We start from the raw sequence: 15,306 nt of genomic DNA on the forward strand, positions 1-15,306 counted from the left end.
TCTCCACGGCAAACATCCCCGGCCACCCCCCTTAAAAGGAGCAACCTATCCAATGGCTGGTTTTTAAACCGCCACGCTCAGCAAATCGCTGGCGTTACATTGGCCTGGTTTGTCACCGCCCTCTACATTTTATTTTCTCGCCCATAATCGTCTGTAAAGACGAGCATCTGATATTTTTTCCGCAGCGTGTCGATGTGAGCGTTGATTTCGTTTTCGAGCCGATCAAATTGGACTTTCACGGCGCTTTGAATAATCGACCGTCTCAAAGCCTCTTGCGCGATGGCTTCTCTTCCTTTGTTCTCGGAAGTTCCGTTACGCGAGCTTCCTACAAAATATGCGATGGCGAAAATCACCGCAAGTATGACCAATGCCTCCACTCAGCCCTCCGTTTCCGAACGCGCACCCTATCCAGTCAGCTTTCCATCACAAGCCTGTTGATGATCGCCTCTGTCTATATCCACAAGTCCGGTCAACGGGCTTTTACAGACGGCACTTCCGCAATCCGCGTTGTGTAATTCGGCGATCTGCTATCTGAACGCGCTTTCCATTCTTGCTTGAAGCCCTGACTTGCCGGAACGGCTTTGAATTTCCCGAACCGACTGTTGACCTCATCCATCGCAGCCATGAGCCGGTCCCGGCGCTCACTACTTTCTTCGAACAGCGTCAGCGGTCGTTTATCAGCATCCATCAGGTCTTCCAGCATCACGCCTGCCTTGGTGATCCCATAACCATCACGCCATGCGCTCTCCACGCCGCGGCGAGCATAAGCCAGCATCGTCAGACCATCGTTGGTCATGGGCTGCATTCCAAGCGTTCGTGTCGCGCTGTATTGGGGTCGATCCTGCTTGTGCCGATTGGTATGGAAAAACACAGTCAGCCTGCCAGCGACCAAGCCATGCTGTCGCAACTTCTCCCCGGCGCGCATCGCATATTGTGTGACGGCACCCATGAGCATGTCCAAATCGGTGATAGGCGTTCCAAATGACCGCGTGACAGCCATGCCCTTGCGTTGAGGCTCAACAGTTTCGATGGCGCTAGCGGGGACGCCGCGCAGTTCAGCAATCAGGCGCTCAAGAACCACGCCGCCGATCCCACGCGCATGTTTCAGAGCCATGTCCCGCAAATGCCCAGCCGTCTTGATATCGAGCGCTGCCAGCTTCTCAGCCGTAGCCCGACCCACGCCCCAGACATCGCCGACTTCGAACTGGTCCAGCACCCATTTGCGGATACCCTCATCACGCAGATCAGCCACGCCATCGAATAGTTGGTTTTTCTTCGCTGCTGCATTCGCCAGCTTGGCGAGCGTCTTTGTCGGCGCGATGCCCACACAAGTTGGAATGGTGGTCCACTGCCTGACCTGTTCGCGCATTTCTCTGGAATGAGCAGCCAAATCCAGATGCTCGAACCCCGCAAAATCTACGAACGTCTCATCGATCGAGTAGATTTCGAAATCGCGCGCAAACGGCTCAATCGCGGCAACCACCCGGCGCTGCATGTCGCCGTAGAGCGCGTAATTCGATGACAGGACGCGGATGCCGTGCGCCTTGATCTTGTCGCGGATCAGGTGAACCGGATCACCCATTTTGATGCCAAGCGCCTTGGCCTCGCCGGATCGGGCAATCGCGCAGCCATCATTATTCGAAAGCACGATGACCGGGACGCCAACAAGGCTTGCATCAAACGCTCGTTCACAGGACACATAATAATTGTTGCAGTCGATCAGGGCGACGGGTGCGCTCATGCGTATTTGCGGGCCAGTCCTACGACCACACCCCATATCTCAACATGCTCGTCAACGATGATTTCGGAATAGCCTTCTGCTTCCGGCACTAGCCAGAGACGGCCTTCACGACGGCGCAGCCGCTTCAACGTCCGATCGCCATGCACAAGAGCGACGACGATGTGTCCTGGCACAGGCTTCTTCGCCCGGCTGACGACGATCAAATCACCATCGGTGATACCAGCGCCGACCATGGAATAGCCTTCTACGCGCATGATGTAGGTCGCTGCTGGATGCTCGATCAGCCAGTCCGCGAGATTGATCGGCTCTTCCATGTCATCTTGAGCAGGCGACGGAAAACCGGCCGACGCGCTGATCATCAGCATCGGCAAATCAGGCATGGCTATGAGGATGGGTATGGGTTCAAACATCACTTAGGCACCGAATCAGACACCTGACCCGGCATAGTCCGATCAAACCGATTGGTCATTTGTTCTTTTTTTGTTCCGCCTTCGGAATGTCATTTTCCTTGCCATACTGTTCCACATTTGTTCTCATGCGGTCATTAACTCGACTCGGATTGGAACATGAAATGGATAAGCTGGAAGAGGCCTTTAGTGCGCTTGCCGCTCACATCAGCCTTCATGCGAAAAACGGACCTTTCAACGGCTTCGTGGAGGTCGCAAAAGACCTTGGCATGAGCATGGAAGACCTGTCCGACGGCAGCGACATCAATTACGCGCTGTCGATGGACGGCAAAAAGACCGGCACCCTGACCCTCAATTATTTGCTAGTGCCGGTGGACGAGGACGAACCGTCACCGGAACACTACAAGCTGGAACTGACGGGTCGCGGCAGCAAGGACCGAGCTAGGACATGGCAATTCCTTGACGGCGAACTCGCCGTGCCAGAGCCGCTACCAAAAGCCGCGTGAGACGCTGAACAGGGTTCATGTCTGCCAACGTCGCACTCAAAAATCTCGGTGATTACGAACGCCGAAAGGCCAATCTCTTCATCATCTGCAAATGCGGACACTCAGGAGTAGTCGATGCCAAGAAGCTCAATCGTTGGTTCCTATGCCACGCATGGAACACCGCAATGGAAACAGTCGGAGCGCATTTGCGCTGCTCGCGCTGTCGGGGCCATCCTGAACGATTTGCTCCCTCGCCTCGCCGACCAGATAACCCGGACTGGATGAGCAGCGAGGACCAGTGGAAGCGTCTGGTCAGGAAATTGCGGGATTAGCATTTTTGCTACAACCCTCTGACTTGCTTCCTGTTAAGGAATACCATTAACCATATTCGCTCAGCCTAGACCGCCTAACGGCGTTGACCACAAACGACCATTTTTTGCCGTTCATTCGACCTCTTACTGGTCTGCTTAGCGGACATCGCAAATCATGCTAGATAGCGGGCATGAAACGTTTGTTAGATGCCCTTTTCAGCGTCACCCACATCACGATATTCTTCATCGCGGTCTGGGTGGGAATGGCCTTTATGGCAGGCGAGGCATTTGGGGTGCTTCGCCCCGACTATAAACGTCTACTGTTCGTCATGATCCTTGCCTACTGGGCGGGGGTGGCACTTGAACTCGGTTTTCTTGGTCGCCGCAGGGCAAGGCGTTAACGACCATTTGCAGACTGTCGAGCCTGCTACAATGTGCGCCTATAGCGGACACGGCATTTAGCCGTTAAACAGCTTCAATGAACTGGTCGGCCCTTATCGGCGTTGCAATTTTCGGAGGATTGCTTTTCTTCGGATTTGCAACCGGCACGATGCCGCTTCCGCACATTGGCGTTCCCCAACCGGATCGGATCGACAATCCTATGTGGTTCTGGATTGTTGGGGCTATCCATTCTGCATTCCTTGCCATTTCTATTGCCGCGTTTGTCGGCCTTCTAGGATAACAGCAACGAGCGACCATTTTTGGTCAGTCCACTAGATAATCTTAATCCTTGAACCGGCCATTCATTCAGGTGGCATTTAGAAGGCTGAATGACGAAATCTTAGTGGGAAGCGGACATAGGCGGATTTTACCAAAAGACTCTATGTGGACCGAATGCGTAGCTTCCATAGCAGCCGCCGGGCTAAGCCTCGTTCGTATTCGGAAATGAAGATCGAACTTTCGGCAGCTGCCAAGCAACGGAGTGCCGCCTGTAAGTCGCGCTTCACTCCACGCCCTCTTAGGTAACACTTAGCCATGTCAAGCTGCGAGCTTCCGTCTCCAGTCTCCGCTACCCGCTGAAACCAACGAAACATGGTCCGCCAGTCCTTACGCTCGCGATAAAGTATTGCGATGTTCGATCCTGCCGTAACGTTCCGCTCCTTTCGCCAAGCGCGCTGGTATAACCGCATCGCTGTAACTTTGTCGGCCTCAACGCCGGTGCCGGTGTCGAACAGGTAGGCCAATCGACAAAGACAGTCCGCGTCGCCGAGAGCGGCACCACGCTCGAAAGCCTTGCGGGCGTGTGCGAAATTGCCTGCCTCTTCAGCGGCGTCACCGATACGGAAGAGGGCGCTGGTGTCCACCATCAAAGCCATTTGGCACGGAACGACCGAGATGCCAACGTCCACAAGGGGGGCGATTGCTGCCGAACGTCTATTTCGCACAAGGTCAGCTATCGCCCGTTATCGCCCCAAAAGCTGACTGACTGAAATCCACCCAAGTCAGACATTGCATATTTGTTCACAAACCCCGCAAAACTGCGGATGTTTCGCCTCGCGTTTTTGCTACAGCCCTCTGACTTGCTTCCTGATCCAGAATGCGCAAAATCGCGACGGCTCGGCCATTCAGGCAAAGCTGGACGAACTGATCCGCGCCGTCGATACCGCCCGCAACGATTTCATCGGCATCGAACATCTGACCGAGGCGGAACTGCAACGGATCAAGAGCGCCCTGGAATACGAATGTGGCGATGACGAAACCCATCGCCTGGCGATCGACAGGTTGATCCAGCGCCGCTGACGCACCCGATCACAGGCCGATGGTCAATGCGCTCGAATAATCAGCTGCTCATTTTCGCGACGATGCGCGTCGATCCGGTCGGTATAGCTTTGGGCCAGATTTTCATAAGCATTGCGCCCCTTCTGGGACCGCGAGCTTTGCGCCCGCATCAAAGACATCTGTTGGCGGTGCAGCAGATAATTTACATCCATCTCCATGGTCGCCCTCCTCCCGTACATGACAGTGTAGAGATTGGTCGATCGGCCGAAAGCGCTCACGACTCGCAACATCAGCGGCATTAGAATAGCACTGTCACTACCTGTTGACGAACCCGCTTATCGCGTCGTGGAGGCGGCCGGACGTGCGATCCAGCGCAACATTGCATAGCCCGACAGGGCCGACATCAGCGACCCGAGCAATATTCCGCCCTTCGCTTCCTCCACCAACAGGGCATTGTCGGGGAAGGCAAGCGCGCCGATGAACAGGCTCATCGTAAAGCCGATGCCGCACAGCATAGCCATGCCATAGACCTGCCCCCAACTCGCGCCGGCCGGACGCTCGGCGACGCCCAGCCGAACCGCAGTCCAGACCGCCCCGAAAATGCCGGCCTGCTTGCCCAGGAACAGCCCCAGCGCCACGCCCAGCGATAAAGGCGCGAACAGCGCCGCCAGCGCATCGCTGCCAAGGTTCAGCCCGGCATTGGCAAAACCGAACAGCGGCACGATCAGATAGGCGCTCCAGGGATGGATGGCATGCTCCAGTCTATGCAGCGGACTGTCCACCGCATCGGGTGCGCCCGGCGAGCGGCGCAACGGCACGGTCATCGCCGCCAGCACGCCCGCAACGGTCGCATGCACGCCTGACAGCAAGACGAGGAACCACAACAGCAAGAATCCTAGAAGATAGGGCGACAACATCTTCACCCCCGCCCGGTTGCAGGCGACCATCAGGGCCAAAACGCCCGCCGCTCCGGCCAGCGCCGCCAGATCGAGGCCATGGCTGTAGAACAAGGCGATGATCGCGACCGCGCCCATGTCGTCCACGATGGCGACGGCAGTCAGGAACAGTTTGAGCGACGCCGGCGCCCGACTGCCCAGCAGCGCCAGAACGCCGATCGCAAAGGCAATGTCGGTCGCGGCGGGAATGGCCCAGCCATTGCCCAGCGCCGGGCGCCCCGCCGTGACCAGCATATAGACGAGTGCCGGCGCGGCCATACCTGCCGCAGCCGCCACTATGGGCAGTCGCCGCTTGCTCCAACTGGACAGGCCTCCATCCAGAAACTCGCGTTTGATCTCCAACCCCACCAGCAGGAAGAAGATCGCCATCAACCCGTCATTGATCCACAAATGCAGCGTCATCGGCCCGATGCGCGGCGACAGGATCGGCCCCAACGGCGCATGCAGCACGGCGTGATAGAGATGCCCCGCTACCCCCGGCAGATTGGCCAGCAGGATCGCCGCCGCAGCCGCCATCATCAACAACATCGCACCGCCCATCTCGCCGGTCAGGAAAGTCCGCAATGCAGATGGGGCTGGTCGGCTCATATTATCTCCGTTCACCATGCTCATTTAAAGGATGCGCCGTCACCAATTCTTACAATGAATGATAATTATTCGAAAAATACGTAAAACACTTGGAACATAGTGACGCAAATGCCATCCTCTTTCGCATCGGGGTATGGGGGTCAAGTCTTTGGGGGACATGTTGACCGCAGGCCTGATGGGCCTGCATCGCGAAATATTGCTCTTCGCCATCGTCGGCCTGGCTATTGGCGGACTGGACGATTTGCTGGTCGACCTCCTCTTCCTGCTGCGTCGCGGCTGGCGCGACATGACCGTCTACAGGCGCCACCCGCGCATGACCACCGCTACCCTGCCGCCTTCTCCATCGCCCGGCCGTATCGCCATCTTCATCCCGGCCTGGCGCGAAGCCGACGTCATCGGCGCCATGCTGCGGCACGCCCTTGCCTGCTGGCCGAATGACGACTTTCAAATCTTCCTGGGCGTCTACCCCAACGATCCGGAAACGCTGGACGTCATATTCCCTGTCGCAACCGACGAACCGCGAATCCTGGTCGCCATCAATCCCCGTCCCGGTCCCACGACCAAAGCCGATTGCCTCAACGTCCTGTGGCGCGCGATGCTGGATGCGGAGGCCCGCAGCGGTCAATTGTTCAAGGCCGTCCTGCTGCACGATGCCGAAGACGTCGTCCATCCCGATGAAATTCGGCTGTTCGATTTCATGATCGACCGTTTCGACCTGGTCCAGTTGCCGGTTCTGCCGTTGCCAGGCCGCGGCAACTGGTTCGCCCGCGCCATCAGCAATCATTATGGAGACGAATTTGCGGAGAACCATGGAAAGGCCCTGACGGTGCGGGAGGCGCTGGGTGCATCCATGCCGTCCGCCGGCGTCGCCTGTGCATTTGAACGACATATGCTCGGACAGTTGGTCAGGCCAGATTATGGCGGACCGTTCGATCCGTCCTCCCTGACGGAGGATTATGAAGCCGGTTTGCAGATCGCGCACCGGGGCGGCCGCGGCGTGTTCGTCCGCATGCGCGACCGGACCGGCACGCTCGTGGCCACCCGCGAATATTTCCCCAACAGGATAGATGCCGCCGTCAAGCAGAAGGCCCGTTGGATGGTGGGCATTTCATTGGCAGGGTGGGATCGGATGGGCTGGCATGGCGGCCCGGCGGAATGGTGGATGCGCATCCGCGACCGCCGCGCGACATTGGCGGCGCTGGTTTTATTCGCCGCCTATATCACCTTCTTCCTCACATCCCTGATCGCCCTCGTCGCCTTCCTGACACCCCTGCGTCTGCTGCCATTCTCGCCGATAGTCACCTCTCTGATCTGGTTCAACAGCGCCCTTCTGGTCTGGCGTATCGCGATGCGTGCGCTGTTCGTCGGGCGCGCCTATGGCTGGCGTCACGGCCTGACATCCATCCCCCGCACGCTGCTGGCCAATTTCATCACCATAATGGCAGCGCAGCGCGCGCTCATCCTCTACGCCGGATCCTTGCTCGGCAAACCGCTCGTCTGGGACAAGACCCAGCATAGCTTTCCCGATCTGAAGACCGAGCCATGACCCGCAGCGCAAGCGGTCGCCCCTTGCGCTTCTTCGCCATGATGCTGGCAGGGTGGATCGCCATCCGCCTGCTCGGCCCGGACATCACGGTCCCACCACCCTCGCCCGGCCCTCATCACCCGTCTTCCTCGCTCGTGCTGACACCGATCACTCTCCTGAATGCCAGCGCCATGACCGCCATGCGCCCGATCCACACAATCACCATGGCGGTGCGCGATCCTGACAGGCTGCCGCCAACGCGCTTTGTGAAAGCCACCGCCATCCCCAGATCCGTCAACAACGATGGCATGCCGATCCAACTGATGGATTTCGTGGCCCCCGCGACGGACTTCACCCATGCACCTCAGGATCATGCCCGCAATGACGGCGGCATCCACGCCCCCACGCCCAGCCCGCCGCCTTTGCCGGCCCGCCCACCCCATACCGACCGATGGCGCGCCGGCGCATGGCTGTTGTGGCGGCCCGACAGCGGCACCGCGAATGGCGCTTTTCCGGCAAGCCAACTGGGCGGATCGCAGGCCGGGGTGCGACTGGACTATGACATTGCTCCTCATGCCGCGAGCAGGGTCACGGCCTATGGCCGGCTGACCCGCGCGCTCCAGCGCCCGGCCGCGCCCGAAGCCGCATTGGGTCTGTCCGTGCAGCCTGCCCGCGCCATTCCCATCACCCTGGCGGCGGAGCGCCGCGTTGCCCTGGGCACTGGTGGCCGCGACGCCAATGCCGTGATGGCGGTGGGCGGCTTTGGCCCGAAGACGATCGCCCCCGCGATCCTGGGGGAAGCCTATGTTCAGACAGGCATCGTCGGCTTTCGACGACGGGATGCCTTCATCGACGGCAAATTTTCTCTGACGACACCGCTCGACGCCGTCCCCATCCGCCTCGGCGCGGCCTTGTCCGGCGGCGCGCAGCCCGGCGCCAGCCGCCTCGACATCGGCCCGGAAATGCAGATCCGCCTCCCGCTGCCGCAGGCTAACGCAAGGCTATCGGTCGAATGGCGGCAACGGATCGCCGGCGATGCACGACCGGGATCAGGCCTTGCCATCACCCTGGCTGCGGATTTTTGATTCAAACATCCTATCGCGACTTTATATCGTCGTCGGTTGGCGGTAACCCCGACCGGCATGGATCTTTACCTGCCTATAGCCAATCTGTCGGTCAACGCGCTTGTCATCATCGGTCTTGGCGGCGTGGTCGGCCTGCTGTCCGGCATGTTCGGCGTGGGCGGCGGCTTTCTCACGACGCCGCTGCTGATCTTCTACGGCATCCCCCCGACCGTCGCCGCCGCCTCCGCCGCGTCGCAGGTCACCGGCGCGAGCGTCTCGGGCGTGTTCACCCACATGTCGCGCGGCACGGTGGATTTCCGCATGGGCGGCGTTCTGATCGCCGGCGGCGTGATGGGTGCCGGCATGGGCGTCTTCATCTTCCGCCTGCTGCAATATCTGGGTCAGATCGATACCGTCATCGGCATCCTCTATGTGCTGATGCTGGGCGGCATCGGCGGCCTGATGGCCAAGGAATCGATTCAGGCCCTCATCGCGATCAAGACCGGAAAGCGCCCCCCGGCCCGCAAGCGGCGGCACCATCCGCTGGTCGCAGCCCTGCCGATGCGCTGGCGCTTCTACCGTTCGGGCCTCTATATCTCGCCGCTCGCGCCGCTGCTGCTGGGCATGGCGACCGGCATCCTGACCATGTTGCTGGGCGTGGGCGGCGGCTTTATCCTGGTGCCGGCCATGCTGTATCTGCTGGGGATGGCGACCCAGTCAGTGGTCGGCACGTCCCTGTTCCAGATCTTGTTCGTCACCATGGCAACGACGATGATGCACGCCATGACGACCAAGGCGGTCGATCTGGTGCTCGCCCTGCTGCTGCTGATCGGCAGCGTCGTCGGCGCGCAGGTCGGCACCCGTATCTCCATGTCGATCCGCCCGGAATATCTGCGCATCCTGCTCGCCGCGATCGTGCTGCTGGTTGCGGCACGCATGGCGCTCGGCCTTGGTTGGCGGCCGGACGAAATCTACACGATCGAGGTCGGCTGATGCGTCGCCTCGCCGCCCTGATCGCCCTGCCCGCAGCCCTGTTGCTGATCGGCGCGGACGAACCGCAACTGGTGCCCGATGTGTCGCAGCGCGACGTGGAAATCCAGTACAGCTTCACCGGCGCGGACCTGCTGTTATTCGGCGCGATCGTCTATCCCGACGGCCGCCGCCCCGAAAAGCCAGCCGACATCGTCGTGGTGCTGAAAGGGCCGGAACAGTCGATCACCATGCGCGAGAAACAGAAGGTCGCGGGCATCTGGGTCAATGCCGATGAAGCCCAATTCCGCTCCGCACCCAGCTTCTACGCCATGGCCTCATCCCGCCCGATCGATCGGATCGTCGATGAACGTACCGCCGCCATCTACGAACTGGGCGTCGACAAGCTGCAGCTCTCCCCCTCGTCGTTGAACGAGAGCGGTGAACTGTCCCGCTTCCAGGCAGGGCTGGTCGATCTGCGCGCCCGGTCCGGCCTGTTCGTGGAACGGCCCGGCACGGTGGAAATTACCGACGGCGTCCTCTACCGCGCCCGACTGCCCCTGTCGGCGCGCGTTATCGTGGGCGATTATACCGCCGAAACCTTCCTGGTGCAGGACGGCCGCGTCGTCGCCGCCGCCGTCCGCGACATCACCGTGCGCAAGTCCGGCTTCGAACAGTTCATGGCCAGCGCCGCGGAACATTGGTCCTTCGTCTACGGCCTGGTGGCGATCGCCATGGCGGTCGGCATGGGCTGGGCCGCCGGCGCCATCGCCCGCCGCATCTGACATCTTATTCTTTGGATCAGTCCAATTGCGGCAAGCGCAACAGGCCCATTAGCCTGTGGGCCAGCAGATTGAGGAAACGACCTTATATGAACGCCAGCACGGGCACAGGTGACGGCGCCTTTCCAGATCTGACGCAGCGCAGCCATCCCCTGCGCGCTTCGCTCTCGCGCGAGATGCATATTCGCAAGATGCCCCGCATGGACACGCCGGCTCGCGCCGTTCAATTCATGATGATCGTCGATGAACAGCAGGCCCGCGACAGCATCGCCGCATTGCGCGACCTTTTGCCAACGGACGCCCCCTCCCCCGATGGCGACGATCGCTTCTTCGCCTGCCGTGTCGGCGCACTCGGCTTTTCCTGGGAACGGCATAGCGAATTCATCACCTACAGCTTCATCGCCGATGGCTATGGCGATCCGTTCGACCTGTCCCCCTTCGCCTCGATATTCCACTGGATCGACCATCTTCCCGGCCGGATCATCCGATCGACCCAGATCGCGCTGACCCAGCAGGAACCCACCAAGGCGACGGTCGCGGCCTATTTCATGCCTGACGACCTGACCATTTCCGATGTGGCGCGGGGCCGCGCCCGCATATGGGCCGACTTTCGCCTGCATGACAATGGCTTTGGCCGGCTGCTCGTCCATGACCGGGGATTGGAGGGTGCGGAAGCCTCCTTGTTGGTCCAGCGGCTTCAGGAACTGGGCAATTATCGCAAGATCGCGCTGCTCGGCCTGCCCGAAGCGCAGCAGGCGACCCCCATATTGGCGAAGCTGGAACAGCAACTGACCGACGTGACGAGCCGGGTTGCGGAACCGCAGGCCGACGCGGACGCCGTGCTGGAAACCCTGTCCTCGCTCAGTGCCGAACTGGCCCAGATCGTCGCCCGCACGCGCTATCGCATGAGCGCCACCCACGCCTATGCCGAACTCTGCTTCGACCGCATCCGCCGACTGGAGGTGGCGCAGGTCCGGGGCTATCGCTCGCTCGACGATTTTACCGAACGCCGCCTTCTGCCCGCCATGCGCACCTGCGACGCGTTCGGTCGGCGGCTGGAGGATCTGTCGCAACGCATCGCCTGGACCAGCGCCATGCTTCGCACGCGGGTCGACACGGCGCTGGCCCGCCGCAATCGCGACCTGCTGGCATCGATGGACCGCCGGACCGGCTTGCAACTGCGCCTGCAACATACGGTGGAGGGCCTGTCGGTCGTCGCGATCAGCTATTATGCGCTGGGCCTATGGCATCATATCAAGGAAGCGATCGAGCATCAGGGCGCACATCTGCCCGGCTGGATCGACCTGGCACTGATCCCCGCCATCATCGCCGCCGTGTTTCTGGGCCTGCGCCAGATCAAAAAGGTCAAGCGCCCGCCGCCCTTGCGAAACGGCGAGACGCCCGATCATTGAGTCCTACTCGGCGAACAGCTGCACCGGCCCGATCAGGCCAGACGGACGCAACGGCGCATCGGCCTTGTAGGTCGGCGCGGCGGTGAAGGTGATCTTCTCCGCACCGGGCTGCTGATCGCCGATCAGGCGATTGACCCACAGGTTGGCGACCTTGATTTCCAGTTCGTTGTTACCCGCCTTCACCAGCTTGCCGATGTCGAGCCGATAGGGTGCGAACCATGTGGTGCCGGCGGACTGCCCGTTGACGCGCACCTCTGCCAAGTCGCCGATCTTGCCCAGATCGATCCACAGCGGCGCACCAGGCTTCACCCCCTTGGGCAGGGTAATGCGGCTATTGTACGTCGCCATGCCGGAAAAATAGCGCACGCCCTTGTCGGCATTGCTCTCCAGCGGCGTGAGCGTCGGCATCGCAATCTTCGCTGGCGCACCACGCCCCGTCTGGAAGCTGACGGTCCAAGGGTTGGCAAGCGTGCCGACCTGTCGGATCGACTTGGACGCGATCGTAACGGAGGGCGCCTTTGCCGGATTGCGGAACAGGATGAAGAAAGCATCCTCCGCGCCGACATCGATCGGGATCACCGTTTCACCGCCTTCGGTGCGATAGGATATGGGAGTCGCAGTCCCATCGATCGCGCGCCAGAGTTCTGGCTGCTTGCCAACCACGCGGAAGCGCGCCTCGATCCGACCCGCCTTGTCGGTGCGGTTGTTGACGAAATAGAGGTCGCCATCATCCAGCCTGCGGTGGATGAAGCGATAGTCCGCATCCGTCGCACCACTAGAAATCCGGAAATCCGGGCCGACGCCAGCACTGTTTAGTGCGGCTTCGGCGTCCTCACTGGCGATGACCCGCCCCTTGCCGACAGCGCCGGCACGCCAGAGACGATCGGCCAGCGCCCTGAAGGCTGCGGCGTCATCCTGAAGGCCCGGCGCCCGTTCCGGCGCATTGCCGATGACGGTCGCGCCCGCCTCTACCAAAGCGGCGATGCGCTGCAGCGTTGCCAGTGTCATCACCCGGCTGGACCCGCCAAGGTACAAGGCGCGATAGCGGGCCTTGCCGGCCACCAGCTCGCCCTTGTCCACGCTCATGCGGTTGGCGAGGATATCGGCATTGACGAAGTCATAGGCATAGCGGGTCGGCAAATCGGCCGGCACGCCATGCTCGAACAGCGACGTGATCGGCGCATCCTCGCCATAGAAATAGGCGAGGTCAGCATGATCGCGGCCTTGCTGAAGCAGATAGCCGGTACGCGACATATAATCGACCCATGGCTTGGCCATGTCCGCCCAGCTTTCATGCCGGTTAAAATATTGGCCGAAGATCATGAGGCTGAGGCCCGGCAGCTTATCGTCCACCGGCTGATGCACCGACGTGTGGACGATCGGTCGGTTGACCCCCGACACGAATTCCAGGTCGATGACGCGCTTCAGGTCCGACGGCGCAAAGGCCCAGGGCGCGAAGGCCGATGTCATGCTTTCCGCCGAAACGATATTCTGCCCATAGATATGGGCGACCGAGGCCGCACCCTTCATGTCGCCGATCAGCGTCGGACGCGGCGCAGCGCCCCGGTTGAAAGTCCACATCGCCGCCATCGGCACATCGGCATGGGACCGCATGGTCAGATCGTCGCCCAGCACCGGGCGCCCATTTTCCAGCGCTTCTCCATACACGGTCAGCCCATTTTCATGCGCGACCTTCGCCACCGTGCCATAATGGGCGTCGGCCAACAGATCGGCCAGCGTCTGGCGATAATCATGCAGGAAGGCATCGCTGCGCGCGAGCGACCCCACCACCGCGCCGGTCAGCGCGGGCAGGAAAGGCACCGGGTCATAGCCACGCCGCGCCTTGAACTCTTCGACCATGCGCGGGGTCCAGTTGGACGCGCCGACCTCTATACTGTCGGTCAGCAGGGCACGGATACCCTTCTTCCCGATCCAGTCCGCGCCCACCGTGTCACGATACATGCCCAGATAGGTTTCGAGGTAACGACGGACGGCGGCGGCGTCATATTTATCGACTTCCAGGCCGGTCGCTTCGGGGGTAGCGGGATGATTGGTCTTGCCGGTCAGCGAATAGCCCATGCGCACGATACGCCAGCCGCTACCCTTGGGCGCGGTCCAGTCCAGCGTACCGTCGGGCCGCAAACGGTCCGTCAGGTCGACGATTGTCGCCGGATCGATCGCAGGTACATTGGGGGCGCCCCCCTCGCTCAGTGCATTATAATCCGGGACAATCCCGAAGCCGGCCTTCACCTCATATTGGTCGATCTTCGCGTCAGCCGACAGGCGCAGGTCGCCGATGCCCAAAGTCGGGCTATCGGGACGCGCAAATACGTCCATCATCACCGCGCCGGGCGCGCCATCGCCCAATCCGGGCGACTTGGGCGCATCATTGGGCGAAAGCACAAGCCGGAAACGCCGCGCCGTGACAGGCGCGAAACCGATCGTGGCGGATACTTCGGTCAGGGTGAAGCGACCGACCGGCTCCCAGCCCTGCGCCGTTTCCGCCTCCAATGTGGGGCGATAGGCCGGATCGCCGAAAGGTGGGCGGGCATGGGGTACGAACAGGCTGGCCGAACGAATGGTGACAGTCTTGCCATAATCCAGGATCAGAGCGCCGGGATGGGCAGCGTCGCCCTTCATCACTTGGGCCACGGTTTCCAGATCGTCGTCCAGCAAGGGCGTGGCGCCGATCGCGCTGCCATCGGCTTGCGTCACTTTGGGTAGCGGCAGCAGCGTCGTGACGACCGGATAGGCCAGCACGCGTGCGTCCGCATAATGACTGGGAAGTGGACCGCTCTCGGCTCCGCCAGACAGCGGATCGCTGAACTTCGCACTCTGGAACGGCCCAGTGACGGACGGCGGTGCGGGCAATGCGCCATTCAGCCGCTGGCCGCCACGCAGGTCGGTTTCGCTCCAGACCAGCTTCTTCATCGCATCCTGCGGCTTGACCCAGGGGCCGCCCGTCTCGCTCCAGCCCGGCGACGCGGCGATGGCGAATTCCAGCCCCTTGGCATCGGCTGTCTGGACGGCGTGACGGAAGGCATCCTTCCAGCCGTCGGTCATGTAAGGCAGTCTTTCCTTGACGATCTGCGGCGTCATCAGGCTGGCGTCGAAATTCTGTACCCCGCCAATGCCCATGCGGGCCATCCAGTCGAGATCCTTGTCGATCCCTTCCTTGGTCACATTGCCGTTCATCCAGTGCCACCAGACGCGGGGCCGCGCCGACTGGGGCGGATTGCGGAAGCCATCGGCCAGCTCGTCCGCCATCACGGGCGTCGCAAGGACGGTGCAAGCCAGCAGAGCGACAAGGCGAAGGGTACGGGACGTCATCGGGGCAATCCTCTTTT

General features: G+C 61.1%; 15 protein-coding genes and 1 pseudogene. 9 read left to right on the top strand and 7 right to left on the bottom strand.

What is annotated here, in order from left to right; genetic code table 11:
• Positions 1–122 precede the first annotated feature (122 nt).
• The 3 genes from F4U94_RS20985 to F4U94_RS20995 all read right to left on the bottom strand — a co-directional run bounded on the left by F4U94_RS20985 (position 123) and on the right by F4U94_RS20995 (position 2,151).
• Complete coding sequence (locus tag F4U94_RS20985; protein ID WP_150412198.1) at positions 123–377, bottom strand: hypothetical protein; 255 nt, start codon at positions 375–377, stop codon at positions 123–125.
• Between the two features lie 92 nt (positions 378–469).
• Complete coding sequence (locus F4U94_RS20990; RefSeq protein ID WP_150412199.1) at positions 470–1,741, bottom strand: Y-family DNA polymerase; 1,272 nt, start codon at positions 1,739–1,741, stop codon at positions 470–472.
• Positions 1,738–2,151: a LexA family protein gene (locus F4U94_RS20995; protein WP_150412200.1), complete on the bottom strand. Its 414-nt coding sequence runs from the start codon at positions 2,149–2,151 to the stop codon at positions 1,738–1,740. Before F4U94_RS20995 ends, F4U94_RS20990 begins: the two co-directional genes overlap by 4 nt.
• Before the next feature lie 161 nt (positions 2,152–2,312).
• Between F4U94_RS20995 and F4U94_RS21000 the strand changes: the two genes are divergently transcribed.
• The 3 genes from F4U94_RS21000 (at position 2,313) to F4U94_RS21010 (ending at position 3,626) form a co-directional block, all read left to right on the top strand.
• Complete coding sequence (locus tag F4U94_RS21000; RefSeq protein ID WP_150412201.1) at positions 2,313–2,654, top strand: hypothetical protein; 342 nt, start codon at positions 2,313–2,315, stop codon at positions 2,652–2,654.
• Positions 2,655–3,135: 481 nt separating this feature from the next.
• Positions 3,136–3,345, top strand: coding sequence for a hypothetical protein (locus F4U94_RS21005; protein ID WP_150412202.1), 210 nt, complete (start codon positions 3,136–3,138; stop codon positions 3,343–3,345).
• 77 nt (positions 3,346–3,422) lie between these two features.
• Positions 3,423–3,626 (top strand): hypothetical protein, encoded by a 204-nt coding sequence (locus F4U94_RS21010; RefSeq protein ID WP_150412203.1) that lies wholly within the window; start codon positions 3,423–3,425, stop codon positions 3,624–3,626.
• 139 nt (positions 3,627–3,765) lie between these two features.
• On the opposite strand, the gene F4U94_RS25630 is transcribed toward F4U94_RS21010, so the two are convergent.
• On the bottom strand, positions 3,766–4,260 hold the full coding sequence (locus F4U94_RS25630; protein ID WP_150412204.1) for a tetratricopeptide repeat protein: 495 nt from the start codon (positions 4,258–4,260) through the stop codon (positions 3,766–3,768).
• A 199-nt stretch (positions 4,261–4,459) separates the two neighbouring features.
• Here F4U94_RS25630 and F4U94_RS21020 point away from each other — a divergent pair.
• A pseudogene (locus F4U94_RS21020) lies at positions 4,460–4,684 on the top strand (low affinity iron permease family protein); the annotation flags it as partial.
• A 23-nt stretch (positions 4,685–4,707) separates the two neighbouring features.
• Here F4U94_RS21020 and F4U94_RS24650 read toward each other — a convergent pair.
• Positions 4,708–4,962: a hypothetical protein gene (locus tag F4U94_RS24650; protein ID WP_145986220.1), complete on the bottom strand. Its 255-nt coding sequence runs from the start codon at positions 4,960–4,962 to the stop codon at positions 4,708–4,710.
• Positions 4,963–4,998: 36 nt separating this feature from the next.
• Positions 4,999–6,207, bottom strand: a complete 1,209-nt coding sequence (nhaA, locus tag F4U94_RS21025) for a Na+/H+ antiporter NhaA (RefSeq protein WP_120252115.1) — start codon at positions 6,205–6,207, stop codon at positions 4,999–5,001.
• 157 nt (positions 6,208–6,364) lie between these two features.
• Here nhaA and F4U94_RS21030 point away from each other — a divergent pair, with 157 nt between their 5' ends.
• The 5 genes from F4U94_RS21030 to F4U94_RS21050 all read left to right on the top strand — a co-directional run bounded on the left by F4U94_RS21030 (position 6,365) and on the right by F4U94_RS21050 (position 11,959).
• Positions 6,365–7,753, top strand: a complete 1,389-nt coding sequence (locus F4U94_RS21030; protein WP_120252116.1) for a glycosyl transferase family protein — start codon at positions 6,365–6,367, stop codon at positions 7,751–7,753.
• Entirely contained in the window at positions 7,750–8,817 is a 1,068-nt protein-coding gene (locus F4U94_RS21035) for a hypothetical protein (RefSeq protein ID WP_120250558.1), read from the top strand. Before F4U94_RS21030 ends, F4U94_RS21035 begins: the two co-directional genes overlap by 4 nt.
• 57 nt (positions 8,818–8,874) lie before the next feature.
• Positions 8,875–9,789: a sulfite exporter TauE/SafE family protein gene (locus tag F4U94_RS21040; RefSeq protein WP_120250559.1), complete on the top strand. Its 915-nt coding sequence runs from the start codon at positions 8,875–8,877 to the stop codon at positions 9,787–9,789.
• Positions 9,789–10,550 carry a TIGR02186 family protein gene (locus F4U94_RS21045; RefSeq protein ID WP_120250560.1) on the top strand — a complete coding sequence of 254 codons (762 nt, stop codon included), beginning with the start codon at positions 9,789–9,791 and terminating at the stop codon, positions 10,548–10,550. The genes F4U94_RS21040 and F4U94_RS21045 overlap by 1 nt, the downstream gene beginning before the upstream one ends.
• 86 nt (positions 10,551–10,636) lie before the next feature.
• Entirely contained in the window at positions 10,637–11,959 is a 1,323-nt protein-coding gene (locus tag F4U94_RS21050) for a DUF3422 domain-containing protein (RefSeq protein ID WP_120250561.1), read from the top strand.
• A gap of 3 nt (positions 11,960–11,962) precedes the next feature.
• On the opposite strand, the gene F4U94_RS21055 is transcribed toward F4U94_RS21050, so the two are convergent.
• A complete protein-coding gene (locus tag F4U94_RS21055; protein WP_150412205.1) occupies positions 11,963–15,289 on the bottom strand; it encodes a glycosyl hydrolase in 3,327 nt (1,108 codons plus the stop codon).
• Positions 15,290–15,306: the final 17 nt, after the last annotated feature.

The organism is Sphingobium limneticum (assembly GCF_008710155.1).
Taxonomy (GTDB): Bacteria; Pseudomonadota; Alphaproteobacteria; order Sphingomonadales; family Sphingomonadaceae; genus Sphingobium; species Sphingobium limneticum.

Excerpts from the sequence above, each read along its gene's own strand:
- F4U94_RS21045 (WP_120250560.1), top strand. The coding sequence starts at position 9,789 with ATGCGTCGCCTCGCCGCCCTGATCGCCCTGCCCGCAGCCCTGTTGCTG.
- F4U94_RS21040 (WP_120250559.1), top strand. The coding sequence starts at position 8,875 with ATGGATCTTTACCTGCCTATAGCCAATCTGTCGGTCAACGCGCTTGTC.
- F4U94_RS21050 (WP_120250561.1), top strand. The coding sequence starts at position 10,637 with ATGAACGCCAGCACGGGCACAGGTGACGGCGCCTTTCCAGATCTGACG.
- F4U94_RS21005 (WP_150412202.1), top strand. The coding sequence starts at position 3,136 with ATGAAACGTTTGTTAGATGCCCTTTTCAGCGTCACCCACATCACGATA.
- nhaA (WP_120252115.1), bottom strand. The coding sequence starts at position 6,207 with ATGAGCCGACCAGCCCCATCTGCATTGCGGACTTTCCTGACCGGCGAG.
- F4U94_RS20995 (WP_150412200.1), bottom strand. The coding sequence starts at position 2,151 with ATGTTTGAACCCATACCCATCCTCATAGCCATGCCTGATTTGCCGATG.
- F4U94_RS24650 (WP_145986220.1), bottom strand. The coding sequence starts at position 4,962 with ATGCCGCTGATGTTGCGAGTCGTGAGCGCTTTCGGCCGATCGACCAAT.
- F4U94_RS21030 (WP_120252116.1), top strand. The coding sequence starts at position 6,365 with ATGTTGACCGCAGGCCTGATGGGCCTGCATCGCGAAATATTGCTCTTC.
- F4U94_RS20990 (WP_150412199.1), bottom strand. The coding sequence starts at position 1,741 with ATGAGCGCACCCGTCGCCCTGATCGACTGCAACAATTATTATGTGTCC.
- F4U94_RS25630 (WP_150412204.1), bottom strand. The coding sequence starts at position 4,260 with ATGGCTTTGATGGTGGACACCAGCGCCCTCTTCCGTATCGGTGACGCC.
- F4U94_RS21000 (WP_150412201.1), top strand. The coding sequence starts at position 2,313 with ATGGATAAGCTGGAAGAGGCCTTTAGTGCGCTTGCCGCTCACATCAGC.
- F4U94_RS21010 (WP_150412203.1), top strand. The coding sequence starts at position 3,423 with ATGAACTGGTCGGCCCTTATCGGCGTTGCAATTTTCGGAGGATTGCTT.
- F4U94_RS21055 (WP_150412205.1), bottom strand. The coding sequence starts at position 15,289 with ATGACGTCCCGTACCCTTCGCCTTGTCGCTCTGCTGGCTTGCACCGTC.
- F4U94_RS21035 (WP_120250558.1), top strand. The coding sequence starts at position 7,750 with ATGACCCGCAGCGCAAGCGGTCGCCCCTTGCGCTTCTTCGCCATGATG.